The 15627-nt window shown below is 36.7% G+C and carries 13 protein-coding genes, 5 tRNA genes and 2 pseudogenes; 5 read left to right on the top strand and 15 right to left on the bottom strand.

Features of this window, described 5'->3' with window-relative positions; translation table 11 throughout:
* Together ACM6HU_RS20750 and ACM6HU_RS20745 are read left to right on the top strand one after the other, a co-directional pair.
* A partial coding sequence (locus ACM6HU_RS20750; RefSeq protein ID WP_414848416.1) for a hypothetical protein occupies positions 1-196 on the top strand: 196 nt, incomplete at its 5' end.
* A gap of 113 nt (positions 197-309) precedes the next feature.
* Positions 310-777 carry a YusW family protein gene (locus ACM6HU_RS20745; RefSeq protein ID WP_016116978.1) on the top strand — a complete coding sequence of 156 codons (468 nt, stop codon included), beginning with the start codon at positions 310-312 and terminating at the stop codon, positions 775-777.
* A 35-nt stretch (positions 778-812) separates the two neighbouring features.
* On the opposite strand, the pseudogene ACM6HU_RS20740 reads toward ACM6HU_RS20745, so the two are convergent.
* A pseudogene (locus ACM6HU_RS20740) lies at positions 813-953 on the bottom strand (peptide-binding protein); the annotation flags it as partial.
* Positions 954-1074: 121 nt separating this feature from the next.
* Between ACM6HU_RS20740 and ACM6HU_RS20735 the strand changes: the two are divergent.
* Positions 1075-1290: a DUF3951 domain-containing protein gene (locus ACM6HU_RS20735; RefSeq protein WP_016116977.1), complete on the top strand. Its 216-nt coding sequence runs from the start codon at positions 1075-1077 to the stop codon at positions 1288-1290.
* Positions 1291-1307: 17 nt separating this feature from the next.
* Here ACM6HU_RS20735 and ACM6HU_RS20730 read toward each other — a convergent pair whose 3' ends face one another.
* Positions 1308-1811 (bottom strand): lipoprotein, encoded by a 504-nt coding sequence (locus ACM6HU_RS20730; RefSeq protein ID WP_016116976.1) that lies wholly within the window; start codon positions 1809-1811, stop codon positions 1308-1310.
* A gap of 285 nt (positions 1812-2096) precedes the next feature.
* Between ACM6HU_RS20730 and ACM6HU_RS20725 the strand changes: the two genes are divergently transcribed.
* Complete coding sequence (locus ACM6HU_RS20725; RefSeq protein ID WP_033671668.1) at positions 2097-2543, top strand: hypothetical protein; 447 nt, start codon at positions 2097-2099, stop codon at positions 2541-2543.
* Between the two features lie 38 nt (positions 2544-2581).
* On the opposite strand, the gene ACM6HU_RS20720 is transcribed toward ACM6HU_RS20725, so the two are convergent.
* Positions 2582-3778: a multidrug effflux MFS transporter gene (locus ACM6HU_RS20720; protein ID WP_016116974.1), complete on the bottom strand. Its 1197-nt coding sequence runs from the start codon at positions 3776-3778 to the stop codon at positions 2582-2584.
* Between the two features lie 776 nt (positions 3779-4554).
* On the opposite strand from ACM6HU_RS20720, the gene ACM6HU_RS20715 reads away from it, so the two are divergent.
* Positions 4555-6069 (top strand): glucosaminidase domain-containing protein, encoded by a 1515-nt coding sequence (locus ACM6HU_RS20715; protein ID WP_414848415.1) that lies wholly within the window; start codon positions 4555-4557, stop codon positions 6067-6069.
* A 475-nt stretch (positions 6070-6544) separates the two neighbouring features.
* Here the strand turns inward: ACM6HU_RS20715 and glmS are convergent, their stop codons facing one another.
* From glmS to ACM6HU_RS20655, 12 genes and pseudogenes are all read right to left on the bottom strand, one after another.
* Positions 6545-8347: a glutamine--fructose-6-phosphate transaminase (isomerizing) gene (gene glmS / locus ACM6HU_RS20710; protein ID WP_016116971.1), complete on the bottom strand. Its 1803-nt coding sequence runs from the start codon at positions 8345-8347 to the stop codon at positions 6545-6547.
* A 12-nt stretch (positions 8348-8359) separates the two neighbouring features.
* Positions 8360-8543, bottom strand: a pseudogene (locus ACM6HU_RS20705) (hypothetical protein).
* A gap of 286 nt (positions 8544-8829) precedes the next feature.
* Positions 8830-10176: a phosphoglucosamine mutase gene (glmM, locus tag ACM6HU_RS20700; RefSeq protein ID WP_016116970.1), complete on the bottom strand. Its 1347-nt coding sequence runs from the start codon at positions 10174-10176 to the stop codon at positions 8830-8832.
* Positions 10169-11656 (bottom strand): CdaR family protein, encoded by a 1488-nt coding sequence (locus tag ACM6HU_RS20695; RefSeq protein ID WP_016133423.1) that lies wholly within the window; start codon positions 11654-11656, stop codon positions 10169-10171. Before ACM6HU_RS20695 ends, glmM begins: the two co-directional genes overlap by 8 nt.
* Positions 11649-12476: a diadenylate cyclase CdaA gene (gene cdaA / locus ACM6HU_RS20690; RefSeq protein ID WP_016116968.1), complete on the bottom strand. Its 828-nt coding sequence runs from the start codon at positions 12474-12476 to the stop codon at positions 11649-11651. Before cdaA ends, ACM6HU_RS20695 begins: the two co-directional genes overlap by 8 nt.
* Before the next feature lie 252 nt (positions 12477-12728).
* The gene (gene rocF, locus ACM6HU_RS20685) at positions 12729-13622 is read right to left on the bottom strand and encodes an arginase (protein ID WP_003194411.1); all 894 of its coding nucleotides are present in this window, start codon (positions 13620-13622) and stop codon (positions 12729-12731) included.
* Between the two features lie 220 nt (positions 13623-13842).
* Entirely contained in the window at positions 13843-14988 is a 1146-nt protein-coding gene (locus tag ACM6HU_RS20680) for a glycerate kinase (RefSeq protein ID WP_033671940.1), read from the bottom strand.
* 162 nt (positions 14989-15150) lie between these two features.
* Positions 15151-15223: transfer RNA gene (locus ACM6HU_RS20675), tRNA-Ala, on the bottom strand.
* A 10-nt stretch (positions 15224-15233) separates the two neighbouring features.
* A tRNA-Gly gene (locus ACM6HU_RS20670) sits at positions 15234-15305 on the bottom strand.
* A 5-nt stretch (positions 15306-15310) separates the two neighbouring features.
* Positions 15311-15386, bottom strand: a tRNA-Lys gene (locus ACM6HU_RS20665).
* A 5-nt stretch (positions 15387-15391) separates the two neighbouring features.
* Positions 15392-15466: transfer RNA gene (locus tag ACM6HU_RS20660), tRNA-Gln, on the bottom strand.
* Positions 15467-15531: 65 nt separating this feature from the next.
* Positions 15532-15615: transfer RNA gene (locus ACM6HU_RS20655), tRNA-Tyr, on the bottom strand.
* Positions 15616-15627: the final 12 nt, after the last annotated feature.

The following is a 15627-nucleotide window of genomic DNA, read 5'->3' as shown; positions in this document are numbered from 1 at the left end:
AAGTGTCTATTCTATAGGGTACATTTTACAAAAGGATGCCCTTTTTCTTTATGCTTCTTTTACTAAATGTCTCTTTCCCTTTAATACAGATAATATCCCTACAGCGATTAAAGCTAAAATTTGTGTAATAACAATTATAAATAATAGAGAGATAATATTTTCTTTTAAATTTCCACCACCAAATATTATTGTATAATAACCATTTGCAGTGTACGTTGCGGGAAATAATTTATTTCGAGCACATACATAATTACATGAAATTGGGAAAAACTTGTATGGAAGGAACGATACACTAAGGAGGAATATATTATGAGAATTTTACTTTCAGTTTTATTAGCACTTATGCTAGTACCTGCGCTAACAGGTTGTACTGCACCAAAAAAGGAAACTCCAACTTCTGATAAGAAAACAACGGACGAAGCTAAAAATGAAGCACCTCAAGACTTAAAACTTAACTTTAACGAATTTCACTTAAATGCAGACTACCAAGATACGAAAAAAGATTATGAAGCGGAGTACAAAAATAAAGGTGCAGACAAAAAGATGGAAGGAAAGATTGAGGATCATAAGACAGATGTAAAACTAACGAGTGACAAAGCTATTGCCAAACTAAGTCCACTTCTACAAAAGTTAACATTTGATAAAAATACACCTGATCAAGAAGTAATTGATCAAGCGGTAGACGTATTCCAACTTGATAAAGACTACCAAAAATTCGACTTAGAAGTTGTGTTCTCAGATGGAACGAAGAAAGAGTATAAGAAGGAAGTAAAATAAAGAAGTAGGCAAATGCCTACTTCTTTATTTTTTGCTTACTTTTTCGCATGTCGTAAGCTTGGCTCAGAACCAATCATATATTCTAAACCAGATACAGATAATTTTTGCAAATAAGAATCTGTCGGGAACATAATCGGAATTAAAGGATATTCTGTAAACATAGTATCTTCTTCTTTCATACCTTCTTCTAACAACGCTTTTGCAGCAGTTAGATTATATTTGAAATAATTCCTTTTTTTGTTTTACACTAAGGTAAAGGACAAATAAAATCCTCTCTATGTAGAAAGGAGAGCTACGATGGATCCATTACTTATGGCAGTTATAGGATTACCATTAACAATCGTAATATTAGTTATCATAGGCTTCTATAAATTGTTTATAAAAAAGAAAAATATAACTTCCTTTTATACTCCATTCGATAACATTACTGGGCAAACAATTTCAGAATTTCATGAAGGGCAAAAAGTCTTAGTAGCTGAAGATGAAGATGGGGACGGGAAAAAGAAAAAATAACCTTGCGCATTGCAAGGTTATTTTTGTGCTTCTTTTTGAAAGCGTTTATAGTACGTTGAAGCTGTTGAAAAATGAACTTCTATATCACGAATTAACGCCGAATCTTCATCTTTCGCTAATTTCTCTAACTTTTTCATTGCTTGTTCTGTCTCATTTAAGAAGCCAACATATAGCTCATGTTCTTGCTCTTTTGACTTCGGTACACGAATTTCTTTGCGTATATGATCGATATCCGTTAACATACTCGTGGTTACTTTTTGTACATCTTCTTTAAACTTAGGATATACTAGTGCCTTCCCCCCTTTTTCCTTCGCTTCTTCCCATAATTTTACCGCTTCATTTAACTCTTTGTTCATTTTCTCATCATACTTATTATGCACATCACGATATACTCTCATATCTTCTTTCTGCTCTGCCGATTGTTCTACTTTTTCTTTCGGTTCTTTTGTATCCTTATTTCCATTACACCCTGCTAAAAGAAGCATTCCTCCAAGCAAGACAATACTCCACACTTTCTTCATCTCTTACTCTCCTTTTGTCTACATCTACTACTTATCTCCACTTGCTATTATAACGAGAACCATTCAAACTTTACACTTATGACCGTACTTTTATACACATATCACCATTTTTGTCACAGTATCGTCACTTTATACGCCCAGAATCTTCACAGCTCTTCTTCTGCACCTTACAAAACTGTAAGCACACATCTGGAACATAGCATGCTAGACTTACATATGAATAAAACATTCCTACCTAAGGTTGCATTATCCATTTATTTAGAAAAAAGGAGACCAACAATATATATGTACAACAAAATGATGTTTATGGAAGAAGAACTTTCCGTTCTTATTCGTAAAAGATCACTCCATATCAAAAATACAGAAAGTCTTCGCCGCGTATTAAAGAAGAAAACCGCCCCACTTAGACTTGCCCGTTACTTAAAACAAGTGCATACAGACAAATACAACACCGCCCTAAACATATCTGATGAATCACTAACAATTGAAATCATCGGGCATGTCTATATCGGAAACTTTGCAGATATTTTAAAAGCTATTCCTCGTATACCAAAAATTGCTCCGATAATCGTAGAAAGAGCTTATAGAATTACGGACCATACAGATATTATTGACTGCGGTGAAAAAGAGGTTGATTCAAATCGATGGGTTTGGGATAAATTAGCTATTTTATACGATGTAATCATGAATAATATGTATGAGCTGCTCCAAAAAAATAACAAAAAGAGCTAATTCAAAATATACTTTGAATTAGCTCTTTTTTAGTATTCTTATGCCTCTATATCCTGCTTTTCCCGAAGTACAAACTGTCTTTCACTGCGCTTTGCCATAAAGATGTAACATAAAACCGCTCCCACTTCACATAGGGCAATCACAATTCCCATAGGAAGTGCTGTGTTACTACCTCCAATCCCAACTAAAGGCGCAACAAGTGCTCCAGAAATGAACTGTAGTAGACCAAGTAAAGCTGATGCTGTTCCTGCAGCTTGTTTTTGATTTCTCATTGCTAGTGAAAAACCTGTTGTCGATACAACCCCAACACTTGATACAACAAGAAATAACGAACATAAAACACCAATCAACCCTGCTCCTAGTACAATCATAAGAAGTAAAGAAAGACCACCAACAGCTGCAATTCCAACGCCCATTACAAATAATGTTGTCTCATTTACTTTCCCCGCTAAACGTCCAGTAATTTGGCTAGCAATAATAATCCCAATACCATTAATCGCAAAGAATAAACTAAATGCTTGCGGTGATGCCCCGTATATATTTTGCAACACAAACGGAGAGCCCGAAATATAAGCAAACATCGCTGCTGACACTAAGCCCTGCGACAAAGCATACCCCATAAATAAGCGATCTTTCAGCAAATTCCCATATGTCGCTAATGTTCCTGCTAAACCACCTGTTTCTCTCTCCTCAAGAGGCAATGTCTCACGCAATACAAAAATAGCGGATACTAACATAAATACACTTATCACTCCAAGAACGATAAAGACCCCGCGCCATGATGTAAACTGTAACAATTGTCCCCCAATAATTGGAGCCAAAATAGGCGCTGCTCCGTTTACTAACATAAGCAGTGAGAAAAACTTTGTCATCTCCGAACCTGAGTACATATCACGTACCATAGCACGTGATATAACAATACCTGCTGAGCCTGAAGCCCCTTGTAAGAAACGTAAAAGAACTAAACTCCAAATAGATGGTGCAACGGCACACAATAAAGAAGATGCAACATAGATAATAAGAGCAATAATAAGCGGTTTGCGCCGTCCATAAATATCACTAATTGAACCAACAAATAATTGTCCAACCGAAAGCCCTAGTAAGCAAGCTGTTAAAGTAAGCTGAGCAAGAGAAGCATTCGTTTGTAAATCATCCGTTAATTTTGGTAACGAGGGCAAGTACATATCAATGGACAATGGCCCAATTGCTGTGAGTGTTCCTAATACAAGAATCATCCATAACCTGTTTACTCTTACAGGTTTATATACATCGTGATTACTTTCATTCACTTACATCATTCACCCTTTCCATTATAAAATCCGAATCGTAACAATTATAGTTACACCTCTAAAGATACGTCAAGTATATCGTACTTTCCTTTGTAACGAAATGAAAAAATCCTCAACTGAATACTCACATTCGACGGAGACGGATCTTCTCTATCTATGATATGTAACTTCATTCAGATTCCCAATACTAGATTTAGAAGCCCTTCATCATATTATAGTATCTCAGATGAACTCCACCTCAATATTTTTAATACATGATTTAATAACCCTGCTCCAAAGGCTAATGATTTCAATACTTCGATTTCTTCCACTAGGACAGTAATAAGTACATAACAGTTACTTTCAATATCAAAATTGGTTATTATACTAGCAAATTCGTCCTTTCTTCGGATAGTTTGATAGTATCATTTTTCCAAGAAAACGAATTTTTTTATGCATCTATTTTTGAATATGTATGAATTTTACAACACCCTCAAAATAAAAAGTTGACTGTATAGGTCAACTTTTTTTAGTTCTATGCTCGTCACTCAATCACTGTTCCTTTTCACTTCTATTTACATTCCACTTTACTAACAATTATATGAAACTACTCATATAAAATTATTTTAACAGTAATTTATTAGACTTTTATGATACTTGTTTGTTTTTTCCTCTTCCCTTGTTACAATAGTACTTTGGTTAATATGAAACTAACAAACTACTAAAAGGAGTATTATTAAAAAATGTTTAAAAAAACTGCATCAATTATCTTAGCATCAAGCATACTTTTTATTCCTATAAAAGGGATGGCTGAAACTGTATCAACTTACAATACAGCAATTAAAACAAATGAAACTGTAAAAAAAGGATGGTTACAAAACAATAATAATTGGTATTTCTTAAATTCAAGCGGAGTCATGCAAACAGGATGGCTTTTTGATAGCGGGGCTTGGTATTATTTAAACACTAGTGGCGCCATGAAAACAGGGTGGCTTTTTGATAACGGAGCTTGGTATTACCTAAACTCTAATGGCGCTATGAAAACAGGGTGGCTTTTTGATAACGGAGCTTGGTATTACTTAAACTCTAATGGCGCCATGAAAACAGGGTGGCTTTTTGATAACGGAGCTTGGTATTACCTAAGCTCTAATGGCGCTATGAAAACAGGGTGGCTCTTTAATAATGGAGCTTGGTATTATCTAAACTCTAATGGTACCATGAAAACAGGATGGCTCTTTAATAATGGAGCTTGGTATTATCTAAACTCTAATGGCACCATGAAAACAGGATGGCTTCTCGACGGTAACCAGTGGTACTACATAAATTCAAATGGGACGATGAAAACGGGTTGGCTACAAGAAGGGAGTACATGGTACTATTTACAGCTAAATGGTGTTATGCAAACTGGATTCGCTTCTATTGACGGAACAACGTATTATTTCAATAACAGCGGTACTTGGATTCCTGAAAATAATATTACTGCTACGTCATATATAAACCTTGATTTAACATATGCTTCAAATGTTACTGGTAAAGAAATTGATGCTGACATTAAAAAGTACCAACCAGATAGCCCATTAATTGGACATGGAAACGACTTTGTTGCAGCTCAAGCTCAGTATGGTGTTAACGCACTTTCTTTAGCGGCACATGCTATTTTAGAATCCGGATATGGTAAATCTGAAATCGCATATCGCAAACATAATCTATTTGGTTTGCGCGCTTATGATCAGGATCCATTTAAATATGCAAAATATTTACCAACTTTCGGTGATAGCATTTCCTATAATGCCAATTATGTAAGAGATAAATATTTAGAGGAAAATGGATCATATTACTATGGTCCAACATTGCAAGGTATGAATGTTATGTATTCAACAGATCAAGAATGGTCTACCAAAATCGCAAAAATTATGGAGCGTATTAAACCCTTCCAAAAGCAAGATTATTTATATGCAAAAAAATTACCTAAAAACCCAAATACCTTAAATGTTGACGCACTCTCAAGTAATATCCCATATAAAACATATCCACAGGGAACGAAAGCAACTGCTAAACTAGCTGCCTTCTATTACGTTGTACCCTATTCATTTGATGGAGTAATTAAAAGTCAGTCCGTTACAGAAAACAACCAAGGTACATTAACATTAGGCACATCAGTATTCGTTCATCGCGAAGATCCCAACGGATGGGTCGAATTCTCATTTACAATAAACGGAAATAAATACTGGATATTGAAAACTAAATTAAACATGTAAACAGCACAGCCCTTTTAGACGAAAACTAAAAGGGCTGTATTTATAAAAGCTAAGAGTACATTTAAAGAGGCCAGATTTTTGATATAGTACCTGCAATAGATATATTTCCTAGTACGAAAATTATTGGTTGTTATGCTCTCACCGAGATATTCCTTTTGGCTAGTAGAGTGGAAAATGTATTTTTTAGGAACCAAAAAGAGGAAATATAAGGTGCTCGTTTTGGTTTTGATGCGAAAAATGTTAATTTTAAATATGATGATTTACATTTAAACGACTGTATTACCAACGACCTGTTCCTGTGCCGCGACCTTCTTTAATTCAGATGTTCTTTTTCTTTTGGACATAAAAACACCCCTTTAGATAATCGTATCTAAAGGGGTAAAGCTTCGCATCTTTTTTAAAAACGTCACGACTTTATTCAAAATATCGGGACTTTATTTCAAACTGACAATAAAATTATGAACCTCCCAATCTCCTACTCAACAGTAACAGATTTAGCTAAGTTACGTGGCTTATCAACATCACACTCGCGGTGAAGCGCTGCGTAGTATGAGATAAGTTGTAATGGAATAACTGCTACAAGCGGTGCTAATGCTTCGTGTACAGCTGGTAGTACGAAGCTGTCGCCTTCCATTTCTAAGCCTTTCATTGAGATGATACATGGGTTTGCTCCGCGTGCTACTACTTCTTTTACGTTACCGCGAATTCCAAGGTTTACGTGCTCTTGCGTAGCAAGTGCGATAACTGGTGTACCTTGTTCAATTAACGCGATTGTACCGTGTTTTAATTCTCCGCCAGCAAATCCTTCTGCTTGGATGTAAGAAATTTCTTTTAGCTTTAACGCACCTTCTAATCCTACGAAGAAGTCTACGCTGCGTCCAATGAAGAAGCAGTTGCGTGTTGTTGCTAAAAATTGTTTTGCAAGTGCATCCATTTCTTCTTTTTGATCACAAAGTACTACCATTGCGTTAGCTACAAGACCTAGTTCGTGTGTTAAATCAAAATCAAGAACTTCACCTTTTGCTTTCGCAATGTCAGCTGCTAAGATTGAAAGCACTGCAAGTTGTGCTGTGTAAGCTTTCGTAGAAGCGACTGCGATTTCTGGTCCTGCATATAGAGGCAGTGTATAGTCAGCTTCACGAGAAAGCGTAGAACCTGGTACGTTTGTAATTGTTAATGCTTTATGACCCATTTCATTTGTTTGTACAAGTACTGCACGACTATCTGCCGTTTCACCACTTTGTGAAATGTAAATGAAGAATGGTCTTTCTGTTAATAATGGCATATTGTAAGAGAATTCACTTGCTACGTGTACTTCTACAGGTATTTTCGCAAATTTCTCGATGAATTGCTTTCCAACAAGACCAGCATGGTAACTTGTTCCACATGCAATAATATAAATACGATCGCTATCTAAAATTGCATTACGAATGTCTTCATCTAATTCAATTTCGCCATCTTCATTTTGATACTTTTGAATGATATTACGGATTACAAGTGGTTGCTCATCAATTTCTTTTAACATGAAATGAGGATATGTTCCTTTTTCAATATCACTTGCATCTAATTCCGCTGTAAACGGTGCACGCTCAATCGTTTCACCTTGTAAGTTTTTAATTGTAATGCTTTCTTGTGTTACGATCACCATCTCTTTATCCATTAACTCGATAAATTGATCTGTAACTTGTAACATTGCCATTGCATCGCTTGCAACAACATTAAAGTTGTCACCAACACCTACTAATAGCGGGCTTTTGTTTTTAGCAACATAAATCATGTTTGGATTTTCAGCATCAAGTAAGCCAATTGCATAAGAACCATGTAAAATGGATAACGTTTGACGGAATGCATCTTCTACACTTAACCCTGTGCTTACTTGCTGTTCCATAAGCTGTACGATAACTTCTGTATCAGTCTCACTTACAAACGTTACATCTTGAAGATATTCTTTTTTCACTAATTCATAGTTTTCAATTACACCATTATGAACTAGTGTAAAGCGTTTTGACGTACTTTGATGCGGATGTGCATTTACTTTACTTGGAACACCATGTGTTGCCCAGCGTGTATGACCGATTCCCACGCTTGCAGCTACATTTTCATCCACGACTTCACGAAGTTTTGCAATACGGCCTTTTTCTTTGTATACAACAACACCGTTCTCTGCCTGTACTGCAATACCCGCTGAATCATATCCACGGTACTCTAGCTTTTCTAAGCCTTTTAATAAGATTTCTTTTGCATCTTGATCTCCAATAAATCCTACAATTCCACACATGTTTAGTCACCGTTACAAATACTTACATTGCTTTGCGAACATGTAACGACATAGTCCGATCCCATTATTTACATATAAAAAACGGATTACATATTGCTAGCCCTGTAAGTCTGTAACGGCTTTCACCTTCCTCTCGATTGGGTTTCAGTCCGTATATACTTATACAGCTAGTATTCATCCGTTCTTTTTCCCTCATCACACTTTTATCTTTGTCCATTGAGTCACCTCAACGCTTTAAATAAAAGCTTTCGGTTGTGATAAACAACCGGGAGTCATCCGCCGAAATCTCGATAAAACTCCTCCTCGTCAACTACATAACTTGTAGTTCTGGCGCTTTCATAATTCATATATTAATTTCGAGAAAAAGAACAAGACCATCTTATAACAAACAGCATAAACCGTCAATGAAAATTTTTCATTGTCTATAAAACATATGAAAAAGGAGCACAAAACGTGCTCCTTTTTCATATGAAATTGGCGAATTATTCAGCGCCAACCTCAGCTTTCACAACTTCTACAATACGATGTACATATCCATCACAAAGTTCTTGTGTTGGTGCTTCTGCCATAACTCGAATAAGTGGCTCTGTTCCAGAAGGACGAACAAGGATACGTCCATCTCCGTTCATTTCTTCTTCTACCACACGGATGATTTCTTTAATTCTCTCATTTTCTAATGCCAATTTCTTATCTGTTACACGAACGTTCACCAATAATTGTGGGAACTTTATCATTTCACCTGCAAGCTCAGACAATGGTTTCTTCGTCATTTTCATAATATTTACAAGCTGAAGCGCACTTAACATTCCATCTCCAGTTGTAATGTAATCAAGTAAGATAATATGACCAGATTGTTCACCACCAAGGTTATAACCACCGCGCTTCATTTCTTCCATTACATAGCGATCACCAACTGCTGTTTTATTACTTGTAATACCATTTGCTTCAAGTGCTTTGTAGAAACCTAAGTTACTCATAACTGTTGAAACAACCGTGTTATGTTTTAATTGACCAGTTTCTTTCATGTACTTCGCACAGATGTACATAATTTGATCCCCATCAACAATGTTTCCCTTTTCATCTACTGCAATTAAACGGTCTCCATCACCATCAAAGGCAAGTCCAATATCTGCACCTTTTTCTTTTACTAATTCTGCTAAACCTTCTGGATGTGTAGAACCAACACCGTCATTAATGTTCATGCCGTTTGGTGAAGTACCCATTGTAGAAATATCAGCTTCTAAATCTGCAAATAAATATGGTGCTAAAGAAGATGTTGCACCATGCGCACAATCTAAAGCAATATGTAAACCTGAGAAATCTTCTTCTACAGTTTGTTTAATGTATTGTAAGTATTTTTGTCCACCTTCGAAGTAGTCATTTACTTGTCCAAGCTCTGTTCCTGTCGGACGTGGTAATTCATCTACCTCTTTATCTAATAAAGCCTCAATTTCAGCTTCTTGCTCATCAGTTAGTTTAAACCCATCTGAACCGAAGAATTTAATTCCATTATCTTGTACTGGGTTATGGGATGCTGAAATCATAACACCTGCTTGTGCATCTAATGCTTTTGTTAAGTAAGCAACCCCAGGAGTTGAAATAACGCCAAGGCGCATAACTTCTGCTCCAGTTGATAATAATCCTGCTACTAACGCACCTTCTAGCATATGACCAGATACACGTGTGTCACGACCAATAATCACTTTTGGACGATCTGTATCTTTTGTTAATACATACCCTCCAAAACGACCAATTTTAAACGCTAATTCAGGCGTTAATTCCTTATTCGCGACACCGCGCACACCATCTGTACCAAAATATTTACCCATTGCTATTCGCTCCTTTATTTTGCTCTTTTTGTTTTTCTGCTTCATTCTTTTTTTCAGATTCTTTGTTCTGTTCTTCTGTTGGTTTTTCTGTTGGTTTTTCTGTTGGTTTTTCTGTTGGTTTTTCTGTTGGTTTTTCTGTTGGTTTTTCTGTTTCATTCTCTTTATCTTTTTGTGAATCTGGTTGCTCCGGCTTACCTTGTACTTCTTGATCTGGTTTTTCTTTCTTTACAAGGGTTACCTTTACATTTTTTTGTTTTGCTTCTATTGAAACATTACTAGGACCACTAACCTGAATTGGAATATCATGCGTCCCAGAAGATACGTTTTGTAGATTAATTGATGCTGTTATTTGCGCCGCTGTTATTTTATCTACTATACTTGCTTCTCCTGAAATATCAACGCTTATCTTTTCACTTTGTGGAGAAAGTAATTGTAAAGTGAATTCATCTGACAATCCATTTTTTTGTATAGAAATGCCATCTATTGTCTTATGCTTTACATTTTTTTGTTTTTGCACTTCGACAGAAACCTTCACTTGACTGGGGCTTACATTGGTTACACCTTTCGGTAATAAAACAGAGGCATCGAATGTTGTAGATTCCGTAATTTTACTAAGATCTACTTCGACGCCCTCCAAGGACTTTATATTATCCAAAACATCTTTTGGGCCTGATATTGTCACTTCATTTGGTTCGATACCGATGTTTGTAACCGCTAACCCCTCTGGTAGACTTCCTTTTTTCACATAAGTTAGTGGCACAGTTTTTTCAATATTATTTGTCGCAGTTGGATTTGAAACTGGGATTGTAACATTTACTTTAGACGGTGTTGTTTGTAAGTCTAATTTCCGGCCCTCTTCATCATACAGTACAATTTCGGCTGTCTTTGTTACTGTTTTTGTTATCCCCTTCAAATCAATATACGCCCTGACAAGCGCAACTTTTGCTAGTTCCTCTTCTGTACCAATAACTTCAACAGTTCCTGGTTTGATAGTCGGTTTTTCAACCATACTACCTTGCATTTGACTCTCATTTGAGTACTTTACTTCCACAGGAAATGACTTTTTTGCTTTCTTTTGAATCGTAACTTTAACTTTCGCCGGTTGAGCTGTTGCTTTTAAATTGTTTTCCATCCCGGTATACTTTAAAGGAACATCGTATGTTCCTGTAGAATACCCACGTAAATCTAAAGATACTCCAAACTCACGTTGCGACCTTGCTGCAGTAATTACATTTTTTGGCCCTTCCAATTTTATTTTTACATACTTTGGAACACCACTTACAATATATTTATCTTCATCATAATTTACTGCTACTACAACGTTAGATACTGTCTCCGTTACATCACCTGTTGGAAAAAGTGATGCACTCGTATTCCCTGTCGTACTTTTATCTGACAAATTCGTCGACATGTAAAGCATTAACGCCAATAGTAATGAAATTCCTTTTAAAAACCAGTGGTTCTCCATTAGCTTATCCATGACGCTTTCTCCTCCAATTCCAATTCCATAAAGATGAAGAAGTTGTCTTCACATTTCCACTGAACTCTGCTAAAAGCATCTCTTTTAACTGTTCGGCTTTTAGGTCACGATGCAATTCTCCATTTTTAGTTAAAGAGATTTGGCCTGTTTCTTCTGATACAACCACTGTAATGCTATCAGTTACTTCACTAACTCCCATCGCAGCCCGGTGACGCGTTCCTAATTCTTTTGATATGAACGGGCTTTCCGATAATGGCAAATAACAAGCTGCTGCTTTAATCGTATTTCCTTGCATAATCACTGCTCCATCATGAAGCGGTGTATTAGGGATAAAGATATTAATAAGCAGTTCTGATGACACATTCGCATTTAAAGGAATCCCGGTTTCTACATAATCTCCCATTCCAGTTTCTCTAGATAATGTAATAAGCGCACCAATGCGTCGTTTCCCCATATATTCAGTTGCCTTTGCCACAGCATTCGCAACGATTTCATGCTCTTCTTCTTCCTGACCAATTCCACGGGAGAACAAACTTCCTCTTCCTAATTGTTCAAGCGCTCGTCTAAGCTCTGGTTGAAAAATAATAATTATCGCTAAAAATCCCCATGTTAAAGCTTGGTCCGTGAGCCACTGCAATGTATGCAACTCAAATAAATAACTTAATATACGAACGATAATAATAACTGTAATCCCTTTCAAAAGTTGAACAGCTTTTGTTCCTCGGATTACAAGAATTAGCTTATATATAACAAACCACACAACGGCGATATCTAATATCGTACTGAGATATTTCAAAAGGTTCATATCTCCAAAAGGCATGCTAACCCTTCCTCCTACTTATGAGCAATTTTATCCATATACTGAAATATTATTATTTTGCTCTATCTGTATGTATTTACAACAACTAGTTAATTATACCATACATGAAAGAAACGACAATTACAACGACACCCCCCTTGGTGGAAATTGGTAAGATGTCGAACTTTTCTTATAAAGTGGTATAATATAACTCATTATTATACTCTTTTTTTAAAATAAAAAAAAGCAGCATTTCAGCTGCTTTTCTTACATTTATTTTAGTTTTTCACCGAATAAAGAACCCATTAACGCTACCGCTGTTGTTGCCGTTCTATTTTTCTCATCTAAAATCGGATTTACTTCAACAAACTCAGCAGATGTAATGATATCAGCCTCCGATAACATTTCCATCGCTAAATGACTTTCACGATATGATAATCCACCAGTTACAGGTGTTCCAACTCCTGGTGCATCATGTGGATCAAGTCCATCTAAATCTAATGATAAATGAACACCATCTGTATGAGATAAATATGCAATCGTTTCTTCCATAACAGCAGTCATACCCATACGATCAATTTCATGCATTGTAAACACTTTAATTCCTTCATTACGAATGAATTCTTTTTCACCTTCATCTAACGCACGCGCACCGATAATAACAACGTTTTCCTTTTTAACCTTTGGATACGCTTCATATAAATTAACGAGTGAAGGATGTCCATAACCTAAACTTGCTGCAAGTGACATACCATGAATGTTTCCAGATGGTGATGTCTCTTCCGTATTTAAATCCCCATGTGCATCGTACCAAATAACACCTAAATTTTTATAGTTCTTTGCCACCCCTGCAAGTGTCCCGATAGCAATACTATGGTCACCACCTAATACAAGTGGAAAACGACCTTTTTCTATAATATGATCAACCTTACTTGCTAATTCATCACAAACATGTGCAACTTGTGTAAGGTTTCTTAATTTTGTATTTTCATCTATTTCCTGTTCTCTCTCAATACATAGGTCTCCGATATCTTCTACGTCATACCCAATATTTTGAATTCTTTCAATTACTCCCGCATAACGAATTGCACTTGGTCCCATATCAACTCCACGACGCATTTGCCCTAAGTCCATTGGAACTCCAACGATTGAAATTTCTTTCTTCATAGATAGTCTCCCCCTTTTATGCCTTCACTAAATATTTTAAATCTTTTCTATAGTCTGACTCAACTCGACATTTTTTTGTATGTATATGCACCTTATTCACTCATATCTACGTAGAAACCAATATCCTAAAGCTATTTTATGTATAAAACGAAACTCTTCCCAGGAAACCTCATTACACATGTGTTCATAAATAATTGAAAGTAAAAAAACGCCTCCTATATTAGAGACGTCTTTCTGATGCTATTTTCCATACAGATGCGATATTTCGTGCGGACATTTCAATATTTTCCTTTGCTGTTATATATGCTTCCTCTAATGTCATTGGACTTGATGTGGCAGCAAACACAGCATCTATTCCTTCTTTATAAACTGAAATGTGATTAGGGAGCACGGAGCCCCCAATAGCTATAACGGGTATATGAAGCTTCTTTGCCCGTCTAGCAATTCCAACTGGAGCTTTTCCATAAGCTGTTTGTACATCTATCCTTCCTTCACCTGTAAGAACTAGATCCGCTTCTTTTATATGTTCATCAAAATTTGTATAATCTAGTACAATTTCAATTCCTTTTCTTAATTCCCCTTGTAGTACAGCAGCAACAGCAGCACCTAATCCCCCCGCAGCTCCTGCACCTGCAATCTCTTCCACATCAATATGTAAATATTTTTTTAATACATGGGCATAACGCTTTAAGTTATCATCTAACTGTGCAATCATTTCTGCACTTGCTCCCTTTTGTTTTGCAAATACAAAAGATGCTCCTTTTTGTCCTGTCAAAGGATTATCTACATCACACGCCGCTTCCAGTTTTACATGTGCTAAACGAGAATCCAACTTCGATAAATCTAAAGAATCAATAGAATGTAAATTTCCACCGACAGGTTCTATTACTCGTCCATCTTTCTCTAAAAATTTTACACCTAAGGCAGAGAGCATTCCGGCACCCCCATCGTTCGTAGCACTTCCTCCAAGACCTAAAATGATGTGCTGTACGCCTTTATCCAGCGCATCTAATATAAGCTCTCCCGTTCCTTTTGTTGTTGTAATAAGAGGATTTCGCTTTTTAACTGAAACATGCTGTAATCCTGATGCTGCTGCCATTTCAATAAACGCTGTTCTTTTGTCTTGAGAAATGCCGTAAAATGATTCTACACGCTCACCAAGTGGACCTGTTACATGAAGTGGAATAATCTTTCCTCCTGTAGCATCAACAAGGGACTGGACTGTACCTTCTCCTCCATCTCCAATCGGGACTTTTACATACTCAGCTTCAGGAAAAATTTTAGTAAATCCTTTTTCAATAGCCTTACATACCTCTATCGCTCGTAAGCTTTCTTTATATGAATCAGATGCAATAACAATTTTCAACACCGATCCCTCCATTCCCCTTATTCCAACACACTTCAATTCAAATAGTATATTTCACTCTATCTTTCTATTGTAAACGAAATGAATGGAAACTCATCCTTATTAAGCAAGATAAACAAAAAACCTTACATCAAAAGATGTAAGGTTTTTTCTAATTTATAATGGAGCCTAGCGGGATCGAACCGCTGACCTCCTGCGTGCAAGGCAGGCGCTCTCCCAGCTGAGCTAAGGCCCCGAAGTATAAAAGCGGAAGACGGGATTCGAACCCGCGACCCCAACCTTGGCAAGGTTGTATTCTACCACTGAACTACTTCCGCGAAAATGGTGAGCCATGAAGGACTCGAACCTTCGACCCTCTGATTAAAAGTCAGATGCTCTACCAACTGAGCTAATGGCTCGTAAATGGCTGGGCTAGCTGGATTCGAACCAACGCATGACGGAGTCAAAGTCCGTTGCCTTACCGCTTGGCTATAGCCCATTAATATTTACTAGTATGGTTGTCTTTTCAAAAAAATAAACCTTTTCAGGTTGTTTTTTTGAAAATGGTGGAGGGGGGCAGATTCGAACTGCCGAACCCGAAGGAGCGGATTTACAGTCCGCCGCGTTTAGCCACTTCGCTACCCCTCCGACATTATAAAA

This window comes from Bacillus sp. IT-79MI2, from assembly GCF_949768135.1.
Taxonomy (GTDB): Bacteria; Bacillota; Bacilli; order Bacillales; family Bacillaceae_G; genus Bacillus_A; species Bacillus_A pseudomycoides.
Note: the sequence above shows the minus strand (reverse complement) of the source record. Positions and strands in the feature narration are given on the sequence as shown.